The following is a 16,672-nucleotide window of genomic DNA, read 5'->3' on the forward strand; positions in this document are numbered from 1 at the left end:
TTAGTAAGCCCAGTGCAGGCGGCGGTACAGGAAGCCCAGCACGAACAGCGGACCAATCAACAGGAAGCGCAGGTCGTCGAAGAAGGACGGCTTCTTGCCTTCGATCTTGTGGCCGATGAATTGGCCGATCCACGCCAGCACAAAAATCGTCATCGACAGCGGCAGCACAGTGGCTGGCGGCAGCGCGGCCAGGATCGACAGCATGACGGCGGCCATCAGCAGCATCCCCAGCGCGAACGGCCTGGACAGCTTGAAGTAGTACACCATGGCGGCCGCGCTAAAGGCCAGCGCCACCAGCGGGTGCAGCGACCATAGCAGGCCCAGCAAGGTGAACATGATGACTGGCACGCAGACGAAGTGGATCAGCTCGTTGGTGTGGTTCAGATGGCTTTCGCTGTACTGTGCCAGCAGTGTGTCGATGGTGCGGTTTTCCGCCATGGTTGTCTCCTGCAAGTTTATAGTTATTTGCTGCGAGTTATCGACTGCGAAATAATTCTACACCTACAATGGCGCATGGATAATGATTTGCGCAAGCGCTGCTTCGATCCCGTCGTTGATGAGCGCACCGAGTTGCTAGTGCTAGGCAGCCTGCCCGGCGAGAAGTCGCTGGCGGTTCAGCAATACTATGCCCACCGGCAGAACAAATTCTGGCTGCTGATGTCGGAAGTGATCGGCGCCGAGCTGGTGGCACTCGACTACGGTGCGCGGTTGGCGACCTTGCTGGCGCATGGCGTCGGCCTGTGGGACGTGGTGGCCGAAGCCCACCGCCCCGGCAGCCTCGACAGCGCCATCCGCAACCGCGACGACAACGACTTGCCGGCCCTGCTGGCGCGCTATCCGGGCATCACAACGCTGGCCTTCAACGGCGGCACCGCCGCCAAGCTCGGCTTGAAAGTGCTGGGCGAACAAGCCGCCCGCTACCGCATCCACAACCTTCCCTCGAGCAGCCCGGCCTACACGTTGCCTTACGCCGACAAGCTGGCCAGCTGGATCGCCTTGCGCCGCCAGTGATTTCCTTATGGTAATATTTTCATTTTTGATATGAATGGGGTTTGCGATGTGGAACGTGGCGATTTCGTATGATGATCCCAGTAACTTCATGGCCGACAAGGCACTGTTTAATGCGGCGATTAATGCGGCGGTGACGTATCTGAATGAATTTGTCGTCGGCAGCACCACGCTCAATGTGCTGGTGTCGGTCAGTGCCACCGCCACCGGCCGCTTTGCCGGCAATGGCGCGATTACCATCGATCACGTTGCCAATGGCCTCACCTACATGAGCGCGGAGGCGGCCAAGGAGTTGGCGGCCGGGACTAATCTCAACGGCAATGAGGCCGACTTGATGATTTTCGTCGATCCCACCAGCGACTATTTCAAGGGTCTGTATTTCGACGGCGGCGCGTACAACAGCCCGCGCGTGGTGCCGAACAATATGACCGATGGGCTGTCGGTGGTGCTGCACGAGCTGATCCACGGCATGGGCATCACCTCCTACCGCGATACCGCCACCTCGCAATACCACGGCACCGCCCGCACCATCTGGGACAAGTACGTGACCGAGTCCAACGGCAAGCTGTATCTCGATATGCCGGGCTTTGCTTCGCACGGCATCGATCCGGTCGAGGTCAGCAGCACTTCGGTGTCGCAGAATAATTCGCACATCGGCGACGCCTCCAATTTGAACGAGGGCTATCTGGACGATGTGATGAACGGCCTGTTTTTCTACGGCGGCCATCACTATCAGATGAGCCAGCTCGATGTGCTGATTCTGCAGGGACTGGGCTACAACGTCACCATGCCCGACAACTTGCAGGTATCGGACGGCAGCTTGACCGGCAAGGGCTTGATCAAGCCGCAGATCGTGGCCGGCACCAGCGCCACGGCCATGACCAGCAACATCATGCACCTGAGCGGCACGGCGCAAGCCGGCTCCACGACCAGCATCCTTGAACACAACACGCTGCTGGCGCAGAGCAAGGCCGATGCCAATGGCAACTGGTCGCTCGATATCGTCATCGATCCATCGCTGAACGCCAGTTCGCTGGTGGTGCGCGACGGCAGCCACGTGATCGACAGCGCGCCGCTGAGCGTCACCCGCAGCACGGCCGCCGGCTTGCACCTGTATGGTTCGGCCCAGTTCAACAAGCTGGTGGGCGGCAGCCACGATGATGTGTTCACCGCAGGGCCGCGCGGCGCCGCCATGAGCGGCGGCGCGGGACTGGACAAGGTGGAGTACCAGGGCGAGACGCGCGCCGCCAACATCATCCTCAGGCAGGGCGACGGCAGCTACAACGTGACCGGCGCGACCGGTTCGGATTTCCTCAGCGGCGTGGAACGCTTGCAGTTTAGCGACGCCGCCGTGGCGCTTGACACCGGCGTCAACGAGATCGCCGGGCAGGCGTACCGGATTTACCAGGCCGCCTTTAACCGCACGCCCGACGCGGGCGGCCTCGGCTTCTGGATCAATGGCATGGACCACGGCGCCAGCTTGCTGGACGTGGCCAGGAATTTCGTCGCCTCGGACGAGTACAAGGCGCTGTACGGCGCGCAGCCGACCAACGCCGAGATTGTCACGCGCTACTATCAGAACGTGCTGCACCGCGCACCCGACCAGGGAGGCTTTAATTACTGGACCGACCTGATGGACCACAAGGGCAGCAGCGCTGCCGAGGTGCTGGCCAACTTCGCCCAGAGTGCGGAAAATGTCGCCGCGCTGGTGGGCGTGATGCAGAACGGCGTCAGCTACACGCCTTACGGCTGATCACGCGGCCACGATCACCCGCACCGTCGATTCCAGATAGTCCTTGAAGCCCATGCCGAGGTAAAGCTGGTGCGCCGGGTTGGTGCGCATCACGTGCAGGAAGGACTGCTCGCCGCGCGCGGCATGGCGCAGCAGCAGTTTGGCGATCAGTTGTTGCGCCAGCCCGCGTCCTTGATAGTCGGGATGGGTGCAAACGCCGCTGATTTCGCGCAGCCCCGGCGCGCACAGGCGCTCGCCGGCCATGGCCATCAAGCGTTCGCCATCGAAGTAGCCGAAGTAGTCGCCCAGCTCGATGGTGCGGATGCCGAACGGGCCCGGCTTGCACAGCGTCGCCAGTTCCAGCGCTTGCGGCGCGTGCCCGGCGCGCAGCGGCAGCGCGTCCGGCGCCGGGTCGGCAGCAGGCAGTTGGCCATCCCACAGCATGCGGAACATGGTGCTTTCGACCTCGATGCGCCAGCCCGGCGGCGCTGCGCCGCTCCAGCCATCGCAGTAAAAATGCTCGCCGCTGGCGCACCATGGCGCTAGCGCGGCCAGGTGCGGCTGCGCCGGATCGGCAAACGCGATGATGGGCGAGAAGCCCTGCGTGTAGCGCCGCACCTGCGCCGTGCCGTCCGACCAGTGGCGGTGCGCGCCGTTCAAGGAATGCCAGAAGATGTTGTCCAACAGGGGATTGCGATCCATGCTTGTTGCCTTGTGGGAGCGTTCGTGGGATGCTTGCTTTTCGATCGCAGTGTAGCTAAAAACGGGGGACAAGTGGAAACTCAAAAAATCGCTATCGTTGGACTGGGACGTATCGGCTCGGCTTTCTTGCGCAATATGCTGGCGCGCCGCGGACGCGGGGTCGAGCTGGTGGGCGTGGCGGAAACCGGCGACACGCCGGGCCGCCAGCAGGCGCTGGACGCCGGCCTGAATATCACTTCGCTGGATGAGATTATCGCGCTGGGCAACGGCGTCGATATCTTGTTCGACCTCACCGGCATTGCCGCCGTGCGCAGGGAAATCCGCGAGAAGCTGATGGCGCAGGGGAATCATCACACGGTGGTGGCGTCCGAGACCATTGCCCGCCTGATCTGGGCGCTTACCTCCGATGATGATTTGCCGGTGATTGCAGGGCGCAGCACCGGCTATTGAAGCGTCAAGGGCCGATCGGCAGGAAGGTCACCACGCCATCGTCGGTGATGGCGGTCATCATCCAGCCCTCGCCCGACAGCACCATCTGGCGCGGCAGCAATTGCTTGCCGGTGGTGCTCAGCTTGTATTGCTGAAGGACGCGGGCGCCGGTGCTGTCGTACATATAAATATCGTTGTTGGTGGACTTGGCCGCGCCGCCGCAGAAGATGCGGCCGTCCTGCGCCACCTTGATATTGTTCGGCGCCGCGTCGCCGATCGCCAGGTAGCCAAGGATGCCGAGGTCGGTCGCATTCATCACCACGCACGATTTCGGTGTTGCCGCTGCGCTGTAGACGCGCATGTTTTTGAGATTATCATCAGGCTCGCTGGTGCCGGTTACCCACAGATCCTGTCCTTGCGTACTGGGGCTGTTATGGCTGGCCGGCGTCTGTTTGGCGGCAAACAGGGTGCCGCCGCTGAGGGCGGCGTAATCGACGCTGACGCTGGTGTGCTGCACGGTGCCGCTGGCTTCGCCTTGCTGCACCACGCGCTTGCCATCGCTGCTGGCTGCCAGTGCGCCGCCGCTGGTCAGTGGCAGTACGCCGATGCGCTGGAAGGTCGAGGTCAGGAACAGCTGGCCATCGCTAAGCAGCAGCATTTCCACGCCGTTCGGGCGGATCAGCTTGACGCGGGTGGCCTGGGTGCCGGGCGCCGCCAGTATCAGCTGCTTGCTGATGCTGCGGGTGGCGAGGTTGACTGCGGTCAGGCGGGCGTTATCGATATCGACCACGTACAGCGTGTCGCCGTTCGGCGTGACCGCCATATCGCCGAGGTGGGCCGAGAAGCCGGTGATGCTGGCTTCCTTGGCGCCGGTGAAGACGTTGTAGACGTCGATCACGGCGCCGCCGTTGTGCAGGTAGGCATACGGGCGGGCCGGGTCGGCCGCCACGTTGGTGTATGGCAGGCTGGCCTTGACCTGGGCCGACGGTGCGGCCGAGCCCTTCCACAGCGCCACGCGGATCACTTCCGGCGCACTGGCGTCCGGGTCGGAGGCGCTGACGGTGATGGTGGCGGTGTTGACGGTGTCGCTCAGCAGCTGGCTCGGGTCGGCGGTCAGGATCAGCTTGTCGTTGCTGACGCCTACCACCAGCCACGACTGGTCGCTGCTGGCTGTCATGCCGCCGAAGCTGCTGGCCCCGTAGTTGTCGCTGACGGTAATGGTACGGGTCAGGCGGCTCCAGCCCGGCATGCTGACGAAAGCGACGGCGGTTTCGGCTGGGATCAGCTTGTGCTGGTCTTTATTCAGCGACACCAGCACGGCGTTGCTGATGACGTCACCGTTGACTTTGGCCGTGGCCGTGATGAGGGCCGGGGTAATGCCGGTCAAGGCATTGGCTGGCTTGGCCTTGAAGGTGACGGTGGCGCCGGCTGCGTTGACGGTGCCGGCGGTGGCGGTCACGGTGGCCCAGCCCGGCACGCCAGTGAGTTGCCATGGCCAGTTGATGGTGCCGGTGTTCAAGCCCAGCGTGAAATTCTGTCCGGCGCTGAAGGAGCGTCCCAGCGTGCCGCCCAGCGTGACGCTGGTCAGCGAGGTGGACAAGGTGGCCGGGCTCAGGTTGAGCGTCACCGGCAGGCTGCGCACCGGCAGGCCTTGCGGCGTGATGGTGATATTGCCTCGGTAGGTGCCGCTGGCCAGCGTGCCGATGGTCGAGTCGACGGTCAGCACGGTGGTGGCCGGGGTCGCGCCGGCGGGGGGCGAGACGGCCAGCCATGGCGCGTCGCTACTGGCGGTCCAGTTGGTCGTGATCTTGTTGTCGGTGTCGAGGCTGACGATCTGGGTGGGAATAGCGGCGCCGTTGATGGCGTTGAAGGTCACGCTATTGTTGCCCAAGACCAGGCCGGGCGGCAGCACCGTCAGCGCCACCGGCAGCGTCACGACCTGGTTGTCGTTGGAGCTGATGGTCAGGTTGGTGCTGTACTGTCCTTGCGCCAGGCCGGTGGCGTCGTAGCTGACCGACAGGCTGCTGTCGCCAGTGCCGCTGGTGGCGCTGAGCTTGAGCCAGGCCGCGCCGCCGTTGCTGGCAGTCCAACTGCGGCCGGTGGCGCCGATGGCCACCGTGACGGCGGCCGGTGCGGCGCCGCCCGCCTGGGCGCTGGCCGTTAGCGGCATGGCTGGCACCGCCGTGAATGGATTGGCGCCGGCCGGCGCCACGGTAATGTCGTACGGCAGGGCTACCGGCGAGCCGGGGAACTGGCTGGCGCAGGCGCTGTCGCGGCACAGGCGCACGCTGAAGCTGCCCTTGTAGTTGTTGGCGGCCAAGGTTGGCGAAGTCAGCAAGACGGCGTGGTACTGGCTGTCGCTGTCGCGCACCACGCTCGAGCCAGGGAGGATGACGCCGTTGGTGTCGGCCACGCTGGCAAACACGGTAGCACCGCTGAAGTCGCTTGGGCGGGCCACGGCGGCCATCACGTTGATGGTCAGCGAGGTGCCGGCATTGGCGGTGGCGGTGACGGTAGCCGGGCTGAAGGTGAGGGCGGGACTGGCAGGCGGCGCGGTGGTGCCGCCGCCACTGCCGCCACCGCCACCACCGCCGCCGCAACCGGCTAACAATGCGGCAATGAATAAGGGGACGGCGGCGTGGGCGGGCCAGAGTCTCAGCATGACGGAATCCTTGTGGTATGCAGCTACAGAAGGTGCAGCTTAATTTACTTGCAATTGTTGCGTGTCCGCAACTAGGTGTCAAGCTTAAGCCAGTTTCAGCATACCACCGGATTGTTACTGTTTTGTGCGCGACTGGGCCTCGTATGCACGGATACGGTCGAGTTTGGCTGCATACAGGTCGTGGTCGCCGCGGGTGGTGCTGTTGTTGACGGCCAGCGCCATGTGCTTGTCGGCCGCGCGCAGATTGCCCAACTGATAGTTGGCGACTGCCAGCCAGAAGTGGAATTCGTGGTAATCGGGCACCCGCTCCAGTTCGCGCTCAAACAGCGTGCGCGCACGCGCATAGTCGCCCAGCTTCATGGCTTCCTGGCCCTGGTGGAAGAAGTGGAACGGCGGGTACGGTTCCAGCTGGGCCAGCCGGGCGCGCAGCACGGCCGCTTCGTCCAGCTTGTTCTCGGCTTCCAGCGTTTGCGCCAGGTTGGCCAGGAAGATGGTGTTGTCGGGCGCTTGCGAGTGGGCGTAGCGCAGCGCCTGCTCGGCCGCGTCCTGGTTGCCGTGGTGCTGGTAGATCACGCCCAGGGTGTTGTAGGCGTTCAGGAACAGCGGGTCGACCTCGGCGGCCTTGCGCGCGGCCCAGTAGGCATCATCGACGTGGCCGGTGGACAGCAGCTCGGCCGCGCGGTTGTTGAGGAACATGGCAATGATGGTGGTTTCGGACAGCGGCCGCGCTGCTTCGCGGGCCTTGGGCGGCACCGGGATGAAGTCTACCGTCAGCGAGTTGGCGGTATCGGCGGCGTAGGTCATGTAGGGATTGCTGCGCTCGCTGCGCGGCCGGCCCAGCGCCAGGTTGACGTGGTTGCTGGCGAAATAGAGGTTGCCGGAGCGGCTCCACACCTCGTCGACCTCGATTTGCTGGAATTGCACCGGCAAGCTGAGCTCGCGCGCGAGGGCGGCCGTCATGATGGCCAGCGACAGGCAGTTGCCGGCGCGCGCCTCAAAGGTCTGGGCGGCGTTGCGGGTGGTGGCGGAATCGTATTCGAGTTGCAGCTTGTCGCGCCGGTACAGCGCGTCAAACAGCATGCGGCGCACGTCCTTGCCGGGGCCGGGCGTGCCAAGCTCGTGCTGCACGTACTCGCGCATGGCCGGCGTGGTGGCGAACACGTGGCTGGTGTCGATCGGCGCGCCAGGCGGCTGGAACAGCTGGTCGTGGAATAGCTGGAGCCGGGGGGCTTGTACTACCACCGGCTTGCTGGCGCAGCCGCCGAGGAATGCAGCAGCGCCTAGCACCGTGCACATGATGCGGGCCCATGATGTCATGACGTGTCTCCCTTTGCTGCGGAGCACAAGGCCTGCACCGCACCAGGCGGCGGGATCTGCGTCCCGCGTTCAGGAAAGTATCCTCGGCTCGCGGGAGACTGTCAAACAGGAAATCGCTTTCAGGCCAATGGGTCTTCCGAGACCGAAATATCGGTCACACCGAGGCTGGCCAGGGCGTCGGCCAGGTCTTCCAATGCGAGCTCGAGGTCGGCTGCCGGGTCATGCGGCTTGGCGGCCGAGGCGATCACCGCGCCGCCGTGCGACAGTTCGACCAGCAGCACCGGCTCGTCGTCGTCCTCGGACGGCGCGATCACCGCTTGCAGCTGGGCCGGGTCGTGGCCTTCCAGGGCCTGGTTCAGTTTGGACAGCAGATGCAGCATGTCGTACTCGGACTGGGCCTGCGCGCGGGCGCCGAAGAACAAGTCCTGGTACAGGAAGTTCAGGGTCAGTGCCGGCGTGGCGCCGCGCGCGCGGCCGAGGCAGCGCGCTACCAGCGGCGCGTATTGTTCCGTCCACTTTTGATAGGCCTCGGCGCGCTTGGCGAAGTAGGCGTCGGCCGCTTTTTCGCTGGCCGGCACTTTGTAGAACGGGTCGTCGGCGCGCTTGAGGGCAAAGCCGAGCAGGTAGCGCAGTTCGACCGCACTGTCTTCCGGGCCGAAGGCGGTGGCCGACCAGCCGTGTTTCATGCTGCGCTCCAGCGCTGGCGCGGCGGCGATTTTTTTCTCGGTCAGCGAGTGCGCCGCTTCGCGCAGCATGGCGTGCAGCTGGCCGTAGCTGATGCGTTCAATTTCGCTGGCGTCGTAGGCGTGGCTGACCAGCACCACCTTGGCCTTGGCGCTTTCCAGGCCGGCATCGGTGAAGCTGTTCAGCAGGGCCTCGTAGGCTTCGGCGTCCTGGAAATCGGCCGCTGGATCGAGGCCGCCCTGGCTGTGCACGAATACCGGAATCGCAAACGCGTCGATTTCCATTTCCGGCGCGTCTACACGGCGCAGCAGCAGGTTGGCCGCGCCTTCCTCGATGGCGCTGCGCAGGTAGCGGTAGCCGTCGAGCGATTCTTCGCGCGCCAGTTCGACCGCGCCGTACAGCACTTCATCCTTGCCTTGGGCCAGCAGGCGGCGCAGCAGGCGCTGGAAGTCGACGTGTTTTTGCGCCAGTTCCTCGCGCGTGCTGGCGGCAACGATGTCGGCGCCGGCCGATTCGTCGGCCAGTTCCAGCGCCAGCGTGAACAGCTCCTGGGTGTTTTGTTCGTCTTTGACTTCGGGCGAGTTGGCGGATTTGCGCGCGACTGGGCGCTTATTTTTCGGCATGCTTCTTATCGTTCGGTGTGGAAGGTTTCGTTGAGTTCTTCGAGCAGGTCTTCGGTCTCGTCTTCAGTGAGGCCGAGATGGCGGCAGGCAGCGTCGCCGCCCTTGTCCCATTCGTAGGAGGTGTTGCGGCCTTGCAGGCGCTGGATGCCTTTTTCGGCCAATACCGATAGCGCTACCAGCGAGCGGATGGCGTCGTCGGTGGACGGGTCGTCCAGCACACGGTAGTCGTGGTGCAGCAGGATGGCCCACGAGACGTCCGGCGACAAGCCCCAGTTGCGCGCCAGCAGGCAGCCGATGGCGGCGTGGTTGGTGCTGTAGCGCTGGTCTTCGATGGCGGTGAAGAGGTTGTCGGCGTCGTTGCAGGCGAGGTCGTAGGTGTCGGCGTAGTCGGCAAAGCGGTTCATCAGCAGCGGTACGCCGATGTCGCAGAACAGGCCGAAGGTGTGGGCAATGTCGGGCGGGGCGATGCGCAGCTTGCGCGAGGTGAACACCAGCGCCTGGGCGCGGCGCGCCGAGATTTCCCAGAAAGCGTTAAGGTCGGTTTCCTTGCCTTCGATCGCCTGGCGCGCCAGCAGGCCGGTCAGCAGCGCCGCGCACTGGTTGATGCCGAGGAAGTTGATCGCCTGCTCGACCGACTTGGCCTTGCGCGCGGCGCCGAAGAACGGCGAGTTGGCCAGCTTGAGCAGGGCGCCGGACATGCCGACGTCGTTGCCGATGATGCGGGCGATATTGCGCGGCGACGGATCTTCCTTGGCCAGTTCGCGCTGCAAGTCGACGAGCAGGCTAGGCCGCGGCGGAATACGGATGGAACGCATCAAGGCGTCTTCCACCGCATTTTCGGTTGGCAAGGCTGGGGCAGCTACTGTCGTCATTATGAATTCGTGGGCAAGGGCAATCGTACCCTCGATTATCGCCGCTTCCGGCAGGTGATTGCGCGAATTTGTGGCGATTTTCTGCGCAGCGCACCATATTTTGTCGGTTATTGCCGGGATTCGATATTCATTTGTTACGATTTGGGCGGTTAAAAGAGAGACATGGTTATGGATCTGGCAGGAATTGATTTTAGCGCGCCCTCGCCCGAGGTGGCGCGCCGGCTAATCGGCGTGACGCTGCTGGTCGATGGCGTGGGCGGCCGCATCGTCGAAACGGAGGCCTACGACGCGAGCGAGCCGGCGTCGCATTGCTACGCCGGCCTGACCGAGCGCAATTTCTCGATGTTCGGGCAGCCGGGGCGCAGCTATGTGTACCGCTCGCACGGGCTGCACTGGTGCTTGAATTTTGTCTGCCGCGAGCCGGATCATGGCGCCGGTGTGCTGATCCGGGCGCTGGAGCCGCTGGACGATGCGGCGGGGCTGGCGCTGATGCGCGAACGGCGCGGCTTGGACGATGTGCGCTTGCTGTGCTCTGGGCCGGGACGGCTGGCGCAGGCGCTGGGTGTGACGCGCGCGCATAACAATCTGCCGCTTGATGCGCCGCCGTTGGTGCTGCTGCCGCGCCGGCGCGAGGTCGAGGTGCTAGCCGGCATGCGCATCGGCATCTCGAAGGCGGTGGAGCTGCCGTGGCGTTTCGTGGAAGCCGGCTCGCGGTTTTTGAGCAAGCCCCATCGCGGGTGAGGATTCCAGTTTGAATACCGACACCGCCTGCGACAGCTGGCCGGCTTGCTCTTGCAGACTGGCCGCAGCGGCGGCGGCCTGTTCGACCAGCGCCGCATTCTGCTGCGTCACATCGTCCATTTGACCCACCGCTTGATTGACTTCGGCGATGCCTTGCGCCTGTTCGGCGCTGGCGGCGCTGATGCGGGCGATGATGTCGTTCACCTGCTGCACGGCGGCGACGATGCCGCCCATGCGCTCGCCCGCTTGCTGCACAGTGGCGCTGCCGCAATCGATGGTGGCGACCGAGGCGGCGATCAAGGCTTTGATTTCCTTGGCGGCGGCGGCCGAGCGCTGCGCCAGCGTGCGCACTTCCGACGCCACCACCGCAAAGCCGCGTCCCTGTTCGCCAGCGCGCGCCGCTTCAACGGCGGCGTTGAGCGCGAGGATGTTGGTCTGGAACGAGATACCGTCGATGACGGCGATGATGTCAACGATCTGGCGCGAGCTGGCGCGGATCGAGGCCATGGTTTGCACCGCGTCTTCCATCGCCGCGCCGCCGTGCTGTGCGAGATCGCTGGCGCCGGCCGCCAGCTGGCAAGCCTGGCGCGCGTTGGCGGCGTTGGCTTGCACTGCTTGCGTCAGCGAGTTCATGGCGCTGGCGGTTTGTTCCAGCGAGCTGGCCTGGATCTCGGTGCGGTTCGACAGATCGAGATTGCCGGTGGCGATTTCGCGCGCGGCGACATCAATCGAGTGCACCGCGCCGAGGATGGTGGTCAGCGTGTGCGTGAGGTTGGCCATGGTCTGATCGAGCATGCGCGCGGTGTCGGCGATTTCATCGCGCCCATGATTGCTGCGGCCTGCGGCAAGGCGGCCTGCGGCCAGCGCGATCACCACGTCGGCGATGGCGCGGATGTCGCGCAGCATGGCGCCGCGCACCGCCATGGTCACGCCCAGCGACAGCGCAATCGACAGCAGCACCATCACCGCCATGGTGGTGTTGAGGGCGCGGAAGTCGGCCTTGGCGAGCGCGTGGGCTTGTTCGCTCAGGTGTTTTTCCAGTGCCGACAATTGCGCCAGCTGCTCGTTCAGCAGCAGGAATTGTTTTTCGGCGATGGCCATGGAGTTGGTGGCGATGCTTTGATCCATCTGCGCCATGTCCATGGTTTGCAGCACCGCCTTGCGGTAGGCGGCTAGCGCTTGCAGCGACAGGGCGACGATCTTGCGTTCGCTGTCGTCGGCCAGCGCGTCAAGATCGCGCAGCTGGGTGTCGATGGCGGCGTGGCGCTGCTTGATGTCGCGCGACAGCGCATCAAGCCGCGCTTGAGCGAAGCTGCCGTTGACCCACGCCAGCAGTTGGTAGATGTGGGCGTGGGCGTAGCGCGCTTCGCCGCTCACGTCGGCGGCGATTTTCAGGCGCGCCGCGCGCACCTGCACCAGGTGTTCGAGCGAGGCGTTCTGGCGCACCATGCCGAGATAGGCCGCGCCGGCGGTGGCAATCAACAACACCAGCACCAGCATGGGCGCCAGCAGCAGCTTGGGGCCGATACGCAGTTGGTTCAGCATGATGCGCCTCCTCGCTTATTTTTTGTAAATGCCGGCTTCCAGCACCACATCGCCGACGCGCAAGATGTAGGTGGTCTTGGGTTCGATCTTGCCGGTGGTGGGATTTTTGTATTGGTAGTCGACCCAGCCGTGGCCTTTTTTCGCGGCCAGTTCGATGATCTCGCGGCGGTATTTTTTGCCGCTGGCGTCGGGGATGTCGGTCAAGTCCTTGCCGACGATGGACGGGTTGACCGGGTGCGCCAGCACGATGCCGGTCTTGATGTCGCGGATGTCGACATACAGCGAGCCTTGCAAATACTCGGGATCTTTGTTGGCGATTTTTTTGATGAAGGCATCGAGGCTATTGGCCTTGATGTAGGCCGCGCCTTTTTCGGCCATGGCGATGGCGTCTTTCTCGGTGGGCTCGTTGGCAAAGGCCGGCACGGCGGCGGCCAGCAGTACAGCGGCGATCAGGGTTTTCATGAGCAGCTCCTTGAGTGAGTGGGCGCTATGAACTGTACGTGGCTCAGGAATTCGGGAATTGCGCTGGCGCAAGCCCTGCAATATTTCCGTTAGTCAGTTGACGATTGGCAATTTGCTCGCCGGTGCGCGGCCTAGCATGGAGTTTTCTGACCCACTGAAGGAAACCCGTGATGGATACGCCCAAATTCAAACCGTTTATACGACAGACTATTTCGCACTCGCGCCAATGGGAGTGGATACCGCCTGATTTGCAGGAGGCGGTGCAGGTGGTGTCGCACGTGCTGCCGTTTCGCACCAATGAGTACGTGCTTGATCAGCTGATCGACTGGAACAATATTCCCGATGATCCGATTTACCGTTTGACCTTTCCGCACCGGGACATGCTGGCGCCGGACGACTATGCGCGCTTGAAGGAGCTGGTGATGGGCAAGGCTGATCAGCCGGCGCTGGTGGAACTGGTGCGGCGCATCCGCATGCGCATGAATCCTCATCCGGCGGGGCAGATGACGCACAATGTGCCGCGCGTGAATGACGCGCCTTTGAAGGGCTTGCAGCATAAGTACAAGGAGACGGTGTTGTTCTTTCCCAGCTCCGGGCAGACCTGCCACGCGTATTGCACGTTCTGCTTCCGCTGGCCGCAGTTCGTCGGCATGGAGGATATGAAGTTTGATGCGAAGGAGTCGCACGAGCTGGCGTCGTATCTGCGCATGCACCCGGAGGTGACCGATGTCTTGATCACCGGCGGCGATCCCTTGATTATGAATACGCGTTCGCTGGAGGCGTACATCGAGCCGCTGCTGGCGCCGGACCTGGCGCATATCCAGAACATCCGCATCGGCACCAAGTCGGTGGCGTATTGGCCGCAGCGCTTTGTGACGGATCGCGATGCCGATGATTTGCTGCGGCTATTCGAGCGCGTGGTCGCCAGCGGCAAGAATATGGCGATCATGGGCCATTACAACCACGCGGTGGAGCTGCGGCCGGCGATTGCGCAGCAGGCGGTCAAGCGCATCGTCGGCACCGGCGCGACTTTGCGCATGCAGGGGCCGTTGATCCGGCATATCAATGAAGACCCGGCGTCGTGGGCGGAGTTGTGGCAGACCGGCGTGCGGCTGGGGGCGATCCCGTATTACATGTTCGTCGAGCGCGATACCGGGCCGCGCGAGTATTTCCAGTTGCCGCTGGCGCGGGCGCATGAGATTTTCCAGGCGGCGTACCAGATGGTGTCGGGCTTGTCGCGCACCGTGCGCGGGCCGTCGATGAGCGCTTTTCCCGGCAAGGTGGTGATCGATGGGATTGCGCAGGTCGGCGGCGAGAAGGTGTTTGCCTTGCAGTTCCTGCAGGCGCGCAATGCGGATTGGGTGCGCAAGCCGTTTTATGCGAAGTTTGATCCGCATGCGACGTGGATGGATGAGTTGAAACCGGCGTTTGGCAAGGAGAAGTTTTTCTTCGAGGAGGAGGGCGGGGCGCGCAGCGAATTCGGCGCCGAGCCACCGGGAGCGCGCAAAGTGATTCCGCTGCTTTCGGCGCGGCAGGAGGGCGGCGGCGCGGCGCCGGCCAGCGCGGGCTGCGACTCGCACAGCGCAGCATAGGTGGGCGTCATGCGCGATCCAACCGCGCCCACCGCGCCCACCGCGCCCCCGCGCGGCGCTGATCCGACGCCGATCGTCGCATCAGCGCGTGCCGCCGCCGCATCGCTCGCCGATTGCGCACCGGGCGGCGGGACGCTGGCGGCAGCTGCGCCACTCTCTGGCCGCGCGGTGTTTGTGCTGGTGTTTTTGCCGTTCGCGCTCGGGCACTTTTTATCGAGCTTGATGCGGACGGTGAATGCGACGCTGGCGCCGCAGCTAGTGGCGGCGCTGGCGCTCACGCCCGGCCAGCTTGGCTTGCTGACCAGCGCTTTCTTCCTCGCCTTCGCGCTGGCGCAGCTGCCGGTCGGGATCGCGCTCGATCGCTGGGGGCCGGCCAAGGTGCAGTTGCCGATGCTGATGCTGGCCGGCGTCGGCGCGCTGGCGTTTGCCGGCGGCCAGACGTTTGCGCAATTGCTGATGGCGCGCGCGCTGGTCGGGCTTGGTCTCGGCGGCTGCTTCATGTCGGCGGTAAAGGCCATCTCGACGTGGATCGCGCCGGCGCGGCTGCCGTCGGTGCAAGGCTATTTGATTGCGGTCGGCGGCCTTGGCGCGGCATCGGCCACGCTGCCGGTGCGCCTGGCGCTGCATTACATGGATTGGCGCGGCTTGTTTCTCTGGCTGGCGTTGGCGGCCGCGCTGACCGGCATCCTGATCCGCGCGCTGTCGCCGCCGCAGCCGGCCAGCGGCCGCAAGACCGCCTTGCTGGAGGCGATGCGCGCGGTGTACCGCCATCCTGCCTTCCGCGAGACGGCGGCGCTGGTGCTGATTCCGCACACGGTGTTCTTCGGCATACAAGGCTTGTGGATTTCGCGCTGGCTGACCGACGTGGCGCGCTACACGGAGGAAGCGGTCGGCTACCTGCTGTACCTCGGCATGGCGGCGGTGATTTTCGGCGCGATTGCGGTCGGCATGCTGACCGAGTGGGCCGGCCGGCGCGGCGTGGCGCCGATCCGCGTGGCGGCCATCGGCGTCGCGCTGTTCATCTGCGTGCAGCTGGGCTTTGTGTTTGATTGGCGGCCCAGCTATCAATTGCTGGCGGTGCTGTTCACGCTGGTCGGCACGGTGACCGGCATCGAGTACACCATCGTCGCCCAAAGCCTGCCCGGCGCGTTGACGGGGCGGGCGGCCACCTGTCTCAATTTGCTGATCTTCCTCGGCGCGTTCGCGGTGCAGGCGGGTTTCGGGCTGGTGGTCGGCTGCTGGCGGCCGGATTTGTTCGGGCATTACCCGGCCATCGCCTACCAGACAGCGTTTGCGGCGCTGGTGTTGCTGCAGCTGCCCGGATTGGCGTGGTTTGTGCGGCGCCGCGCGCGCAATCCGTTAGAATGGGTTTCCCATCCGACCCGCCCTTGAAGACGCGATGACGCAATTCGACCCTGCTTTCGCCGACCTGCCGCAGATCTGGCAGGACTGGATCATGGATAACCTGGCGCGCGGCTGCCGTCCGCGCGATGTCGCCGATGTGATGGTGAGCACCGGCCAATACGGCATGGACGCCGCGCGCGCCACGATCGATCAAGCAGTGCGCCTGCGCGGCGCCGCCACCGAGCGGGATGCAAGCGAGTCGCCGCGCGCACCAGCCGCGCTGCACGCAGTTCCCACGCCGGCCATGCCCTACATCGACACCAGCAGCAACCGTATCGCCTTGCCCGACCGCGAGGTCGAACTGCTGTTCGTGCTGAAAAAGCCGCAGGTGATCTTGCTCGGCAATGTGCTGAGCGGCGAGGAGTGCGACGCCATCATCGCCCACTGCGGCGCGCGCTACACCCGCTCCACGGTGGCGGCGGAATCGGACGGCGCCAGCGTGGTGCACGAGGGCCGCACCAGCGAGATGGCGTTCATCCAGCGCGGCGAGGCCGAGGTGGCCGAGCGCATCGACCGGCGCCTGGCGGCGCTCGCGCACTGGTCGCCCGACTGCACCGAACCGTTCCAGCTGCAAAAATACGGCAAGACGCAAGAGTACCGTCCGCACTACGACTGGCTCGATCCCGACAGCGCCGGCCATCGCGCCCATCTCGCGCGCGGCGGCCAGCGCCTGGCGACTTTCGTGCTGTACCTGTGCGACGTGGCGCAGGGCGGCGGCACGGTGTTCCCGCATCTTGGGCTGGAGGTGTTCCCGAAGAAGGGCAACGCGCTGTGGTTCCTCAACACCGACGGCCGCTATCAGCCCGACCCGCAAACGCTGCATGGCGGCGCGCCGGTGGTCAGCGGCACCAAGATCATCGCCAACAAATGGCTGCGGCAGGAGCGCTACGGGTAAAATG

At 64.6% G+C, this 16,672-nt stretch carries 15 protein-coding genes; 7 read left to right on the top strand and 8 right to left on the bottom strand.

Features of this window, described 5'->3' with window-relative positions; all coding sequences use genetic code 11:
- Positions 1-438, bottom strand: a complete 438-nt coding sequence (locus tag GTP45_RS24615; protein ID WP_161016497.1) for an Mpo1 family 2-hydroxy fatty acid dioxygenase — start codon at positions 436-438, stop codon at positions 1-3.
- Positions 439-513: 75 nt separating this feature from the next.
- Here GTP45_RS24615 and GTP45_RS24620 point away from each other — a divergent pair, with 75 nt between their 5' ends.
- Together GTP45_RS24620 and GTP45_RS24625 are read left to right on the top strand one after the other, a co-directional pair.
- Positions 514-1,011: a DNA-deoxyinosine glycosylase gene (locus tag GTP45_RS24620; protein ID WP_161016498.1), complete on the top strand. Its 498-nt coding sequence runs from the start codon at positions 514-516 to the stop codon at positions 1,009-1,011.
- A gap of 34 nt (positions 1,012-1,045) precedes the next feature.
- Positions 1,046-2,761: a DUF4214 domain-containing protein gene (locus GTP45_RS24625; protein ID WP_161016499.1), complete on the top strand. Its 1,716-nt coding sequence runs from the start codon at positions 1,046-1,048 to the stop codon at positions 2,759-2,761.
- Here the strand turns inward: GTP45_RS24625 and GTP45_RS24630 are convergent, their stop codons facing one another.
- Complete coding sequence (locus GTP45_RS24630) at positions 2,762-3,442, bottom strand: GNAT family N-acetyltransferase (RefSeq protein ID WP_161016500.1); 681 nt, start codon at positions 3,440-3,442, stop codon at positions 2,762-2,764.
- A gap of 72 nt (positions 3,443-3,514) precedes the next feature.
- On the opposite strand from GTP45_RS24630, the gene GTP45_RS28790 reads away from it, so the two are divergent.
- Positions 3,515-3,892: a Rossmann-fold NAD(P)-binding domain-containing protein gene (locus GTP45_RS28790; protein ID WP_161016501.1), complete on the top strand. Its 378-nt coding sequence runs from the start codon at positions 3,515-3,517 to the stop codon at positions 3,890-3,892.
- Positions 3,893-3,896: 4 nt separating this feature from the next.
- Here the strand turns inward: GTP45_RS28790 and GTP45_RS24640 are convergent, their stop codons facing one another.
- From GTP45_RS24640 to GTP45_RS24655, 4 genes are all read right to left on the bottom strand, one after another.
- Entirely contained in the window at positions 3,897-6,533 is a 2,637-nt protein-coding gene (locus GTP45_RS24640; RefSeq protein WP_161016502.1) for a BACON domain-containing protein, read from the bottom strand.
- A 114-nt stretch (positions 6,534-6,647) separates the two neighbouring features.
- Positions 6,648-7,850, bottom strand: coding sequence for a tetratricopeptide repeat protein (locus tag GTP45_RS24645; RefSeq protein ID WP_229258616.1), 1,203 nt, complete (start codon positions 7,848-7,850; stop codon positions 6,648-6,650).
- 119 nt (positions 7,851-7,969) lie between these two features.
- Positions 7,970-9,157 carry a DUF2863 family protein gene (locus tag GTP45_RS24650; protein WP_161016503.1) on the bottom strand — a complete coding sequence of 396 codons (1,188 nt, stop codon included), beginning with the start codon at positions 9,155-9,157 and terminating at the stop codon, positions 7,970-7,972.
- 5 nt (positions 9,158-9,162) lie between these two features.
- The gene (locus GTP45_RS24655; RefSeq protein WP_161016504.1) at positions 9,163-10,029 is read right to left on the bottom strand and encodes an HDOD domain-containing protein; all 867 of its coding nucleotides are present in this window, start codon (positions 10,027-10,029) and stop codon (positions 9,163-9,165) included.
- A 168-nt stretch (positions 10,030-10,197) separates the two neighbouring features.
- On the opposite strand from GTP45_RS24655, the gene GTP45_RS24660 reads away from it, so the two are divergent.
- Positions 10,198-10,770: a DNA-3-methyladenine glycosylase gene (locus GTP45_RS24660; RefSeq protein ID WP_371874507.1), complete on the top strand. Its 573-nt coding sequence runs from the start codon at positions 10,198-10,200 to the stop codon at positions 10,768-10,770.
- Here GTP45_RS24660 and GTP45_RS24665 read toward each other — a convergent pair.
- Together GTP45_RS24665 and GTP45_RS24670 are read right to left on the bottom strand one after the other, a co-directional pair.
- A complete protein-coding gene (locus GTP45_RS24665; protein WP_161016506.1) occupies positions 10,672-12,315 on the bottom strand; it encodes a methyl-accepting chemotaxis protein in 1,644 nt (547 codons plus the stop codon). The two genes, GTP45_RS24660 and GTP45_RS24665, sit on opposite strands and share 99 nt — an antisense overlap.
- A gap of 15 nt (positions 12,316-12,330) precedes the next feature.
- On the bottom strand, positions 12,331-12,777 hold the full coding sequence (locus GTP45_RS24670) for a cache domain-containing protein (RefSeq protein WP_161016507.1): 447 nt from the start codon (positions 12,775-12,777) through the stop codon (positions 12,331-12,333).
- A gap of 170 nt (positions 12,778-12,947) precedes the next feature.
- On the opposite strand from GTP45_RS24670, the gene GTP45_RS24675 reads away from it, so the two are divergent.
- The 3 genes from GTP45_RS24675 to GTP45_RS24685 are packed head-to-tail and all read left to right on the top strand — an operon-like array spanning position 12,948 to position 16,668.
- Positions 12,948-14,369 carry a KamA family radical SAM protein gene (locus GTP45_RS24675; RefSeq protein ID WP_161016508.1) on the top strand — a complete coding sequence of 474 codons (1,422 nt, stop codon included), beginning with the start codon at positions 12,948-12,950 and terminating at the stop codon, positions 14,367-14,369.
- A gap of 9 nt (positions 14,370-14,378) precedes the next feature.
- The gene (locus tag GTP45_RS24680; RefSeq protein ID WP_161016509.1) at positions 14,379-15,761 is read left to right on the top strand and encodes an MFS transporter; all 1,383 of its coding nucleotides are present in this window, start codon (positions 14,379-14,381) and stop codon (positions 15,759-15,761) included.
- Positions 15,762-15,768: 7 nt separating this feature from the next.
- Positions 15,769-16,668, top strand: a complete 900-nt coding sequence (locus tag GTP45_RS24685; RefSeq protein ID WP_229258617.1) for a 2OG-Fe(II) oxygenase — start codon at positions 15,769-15,771, stop codon at positions 16,666-16,668.
- The last annotated feature ends 4 nt before the right edge of the window (positions 16,669-16,672 follow it).

It is taken from the genome of Duganella rivi (assembly GCF_009857435.1).
In the GTDB taxonomy this organism is placed as follows: domain Bacteria; phylum Pseudomonadota; class Gammaproteobacteria; order Burkholderiales; family Burkholderiaceae_D; genus Rugamonas; species Rugamonas rivi.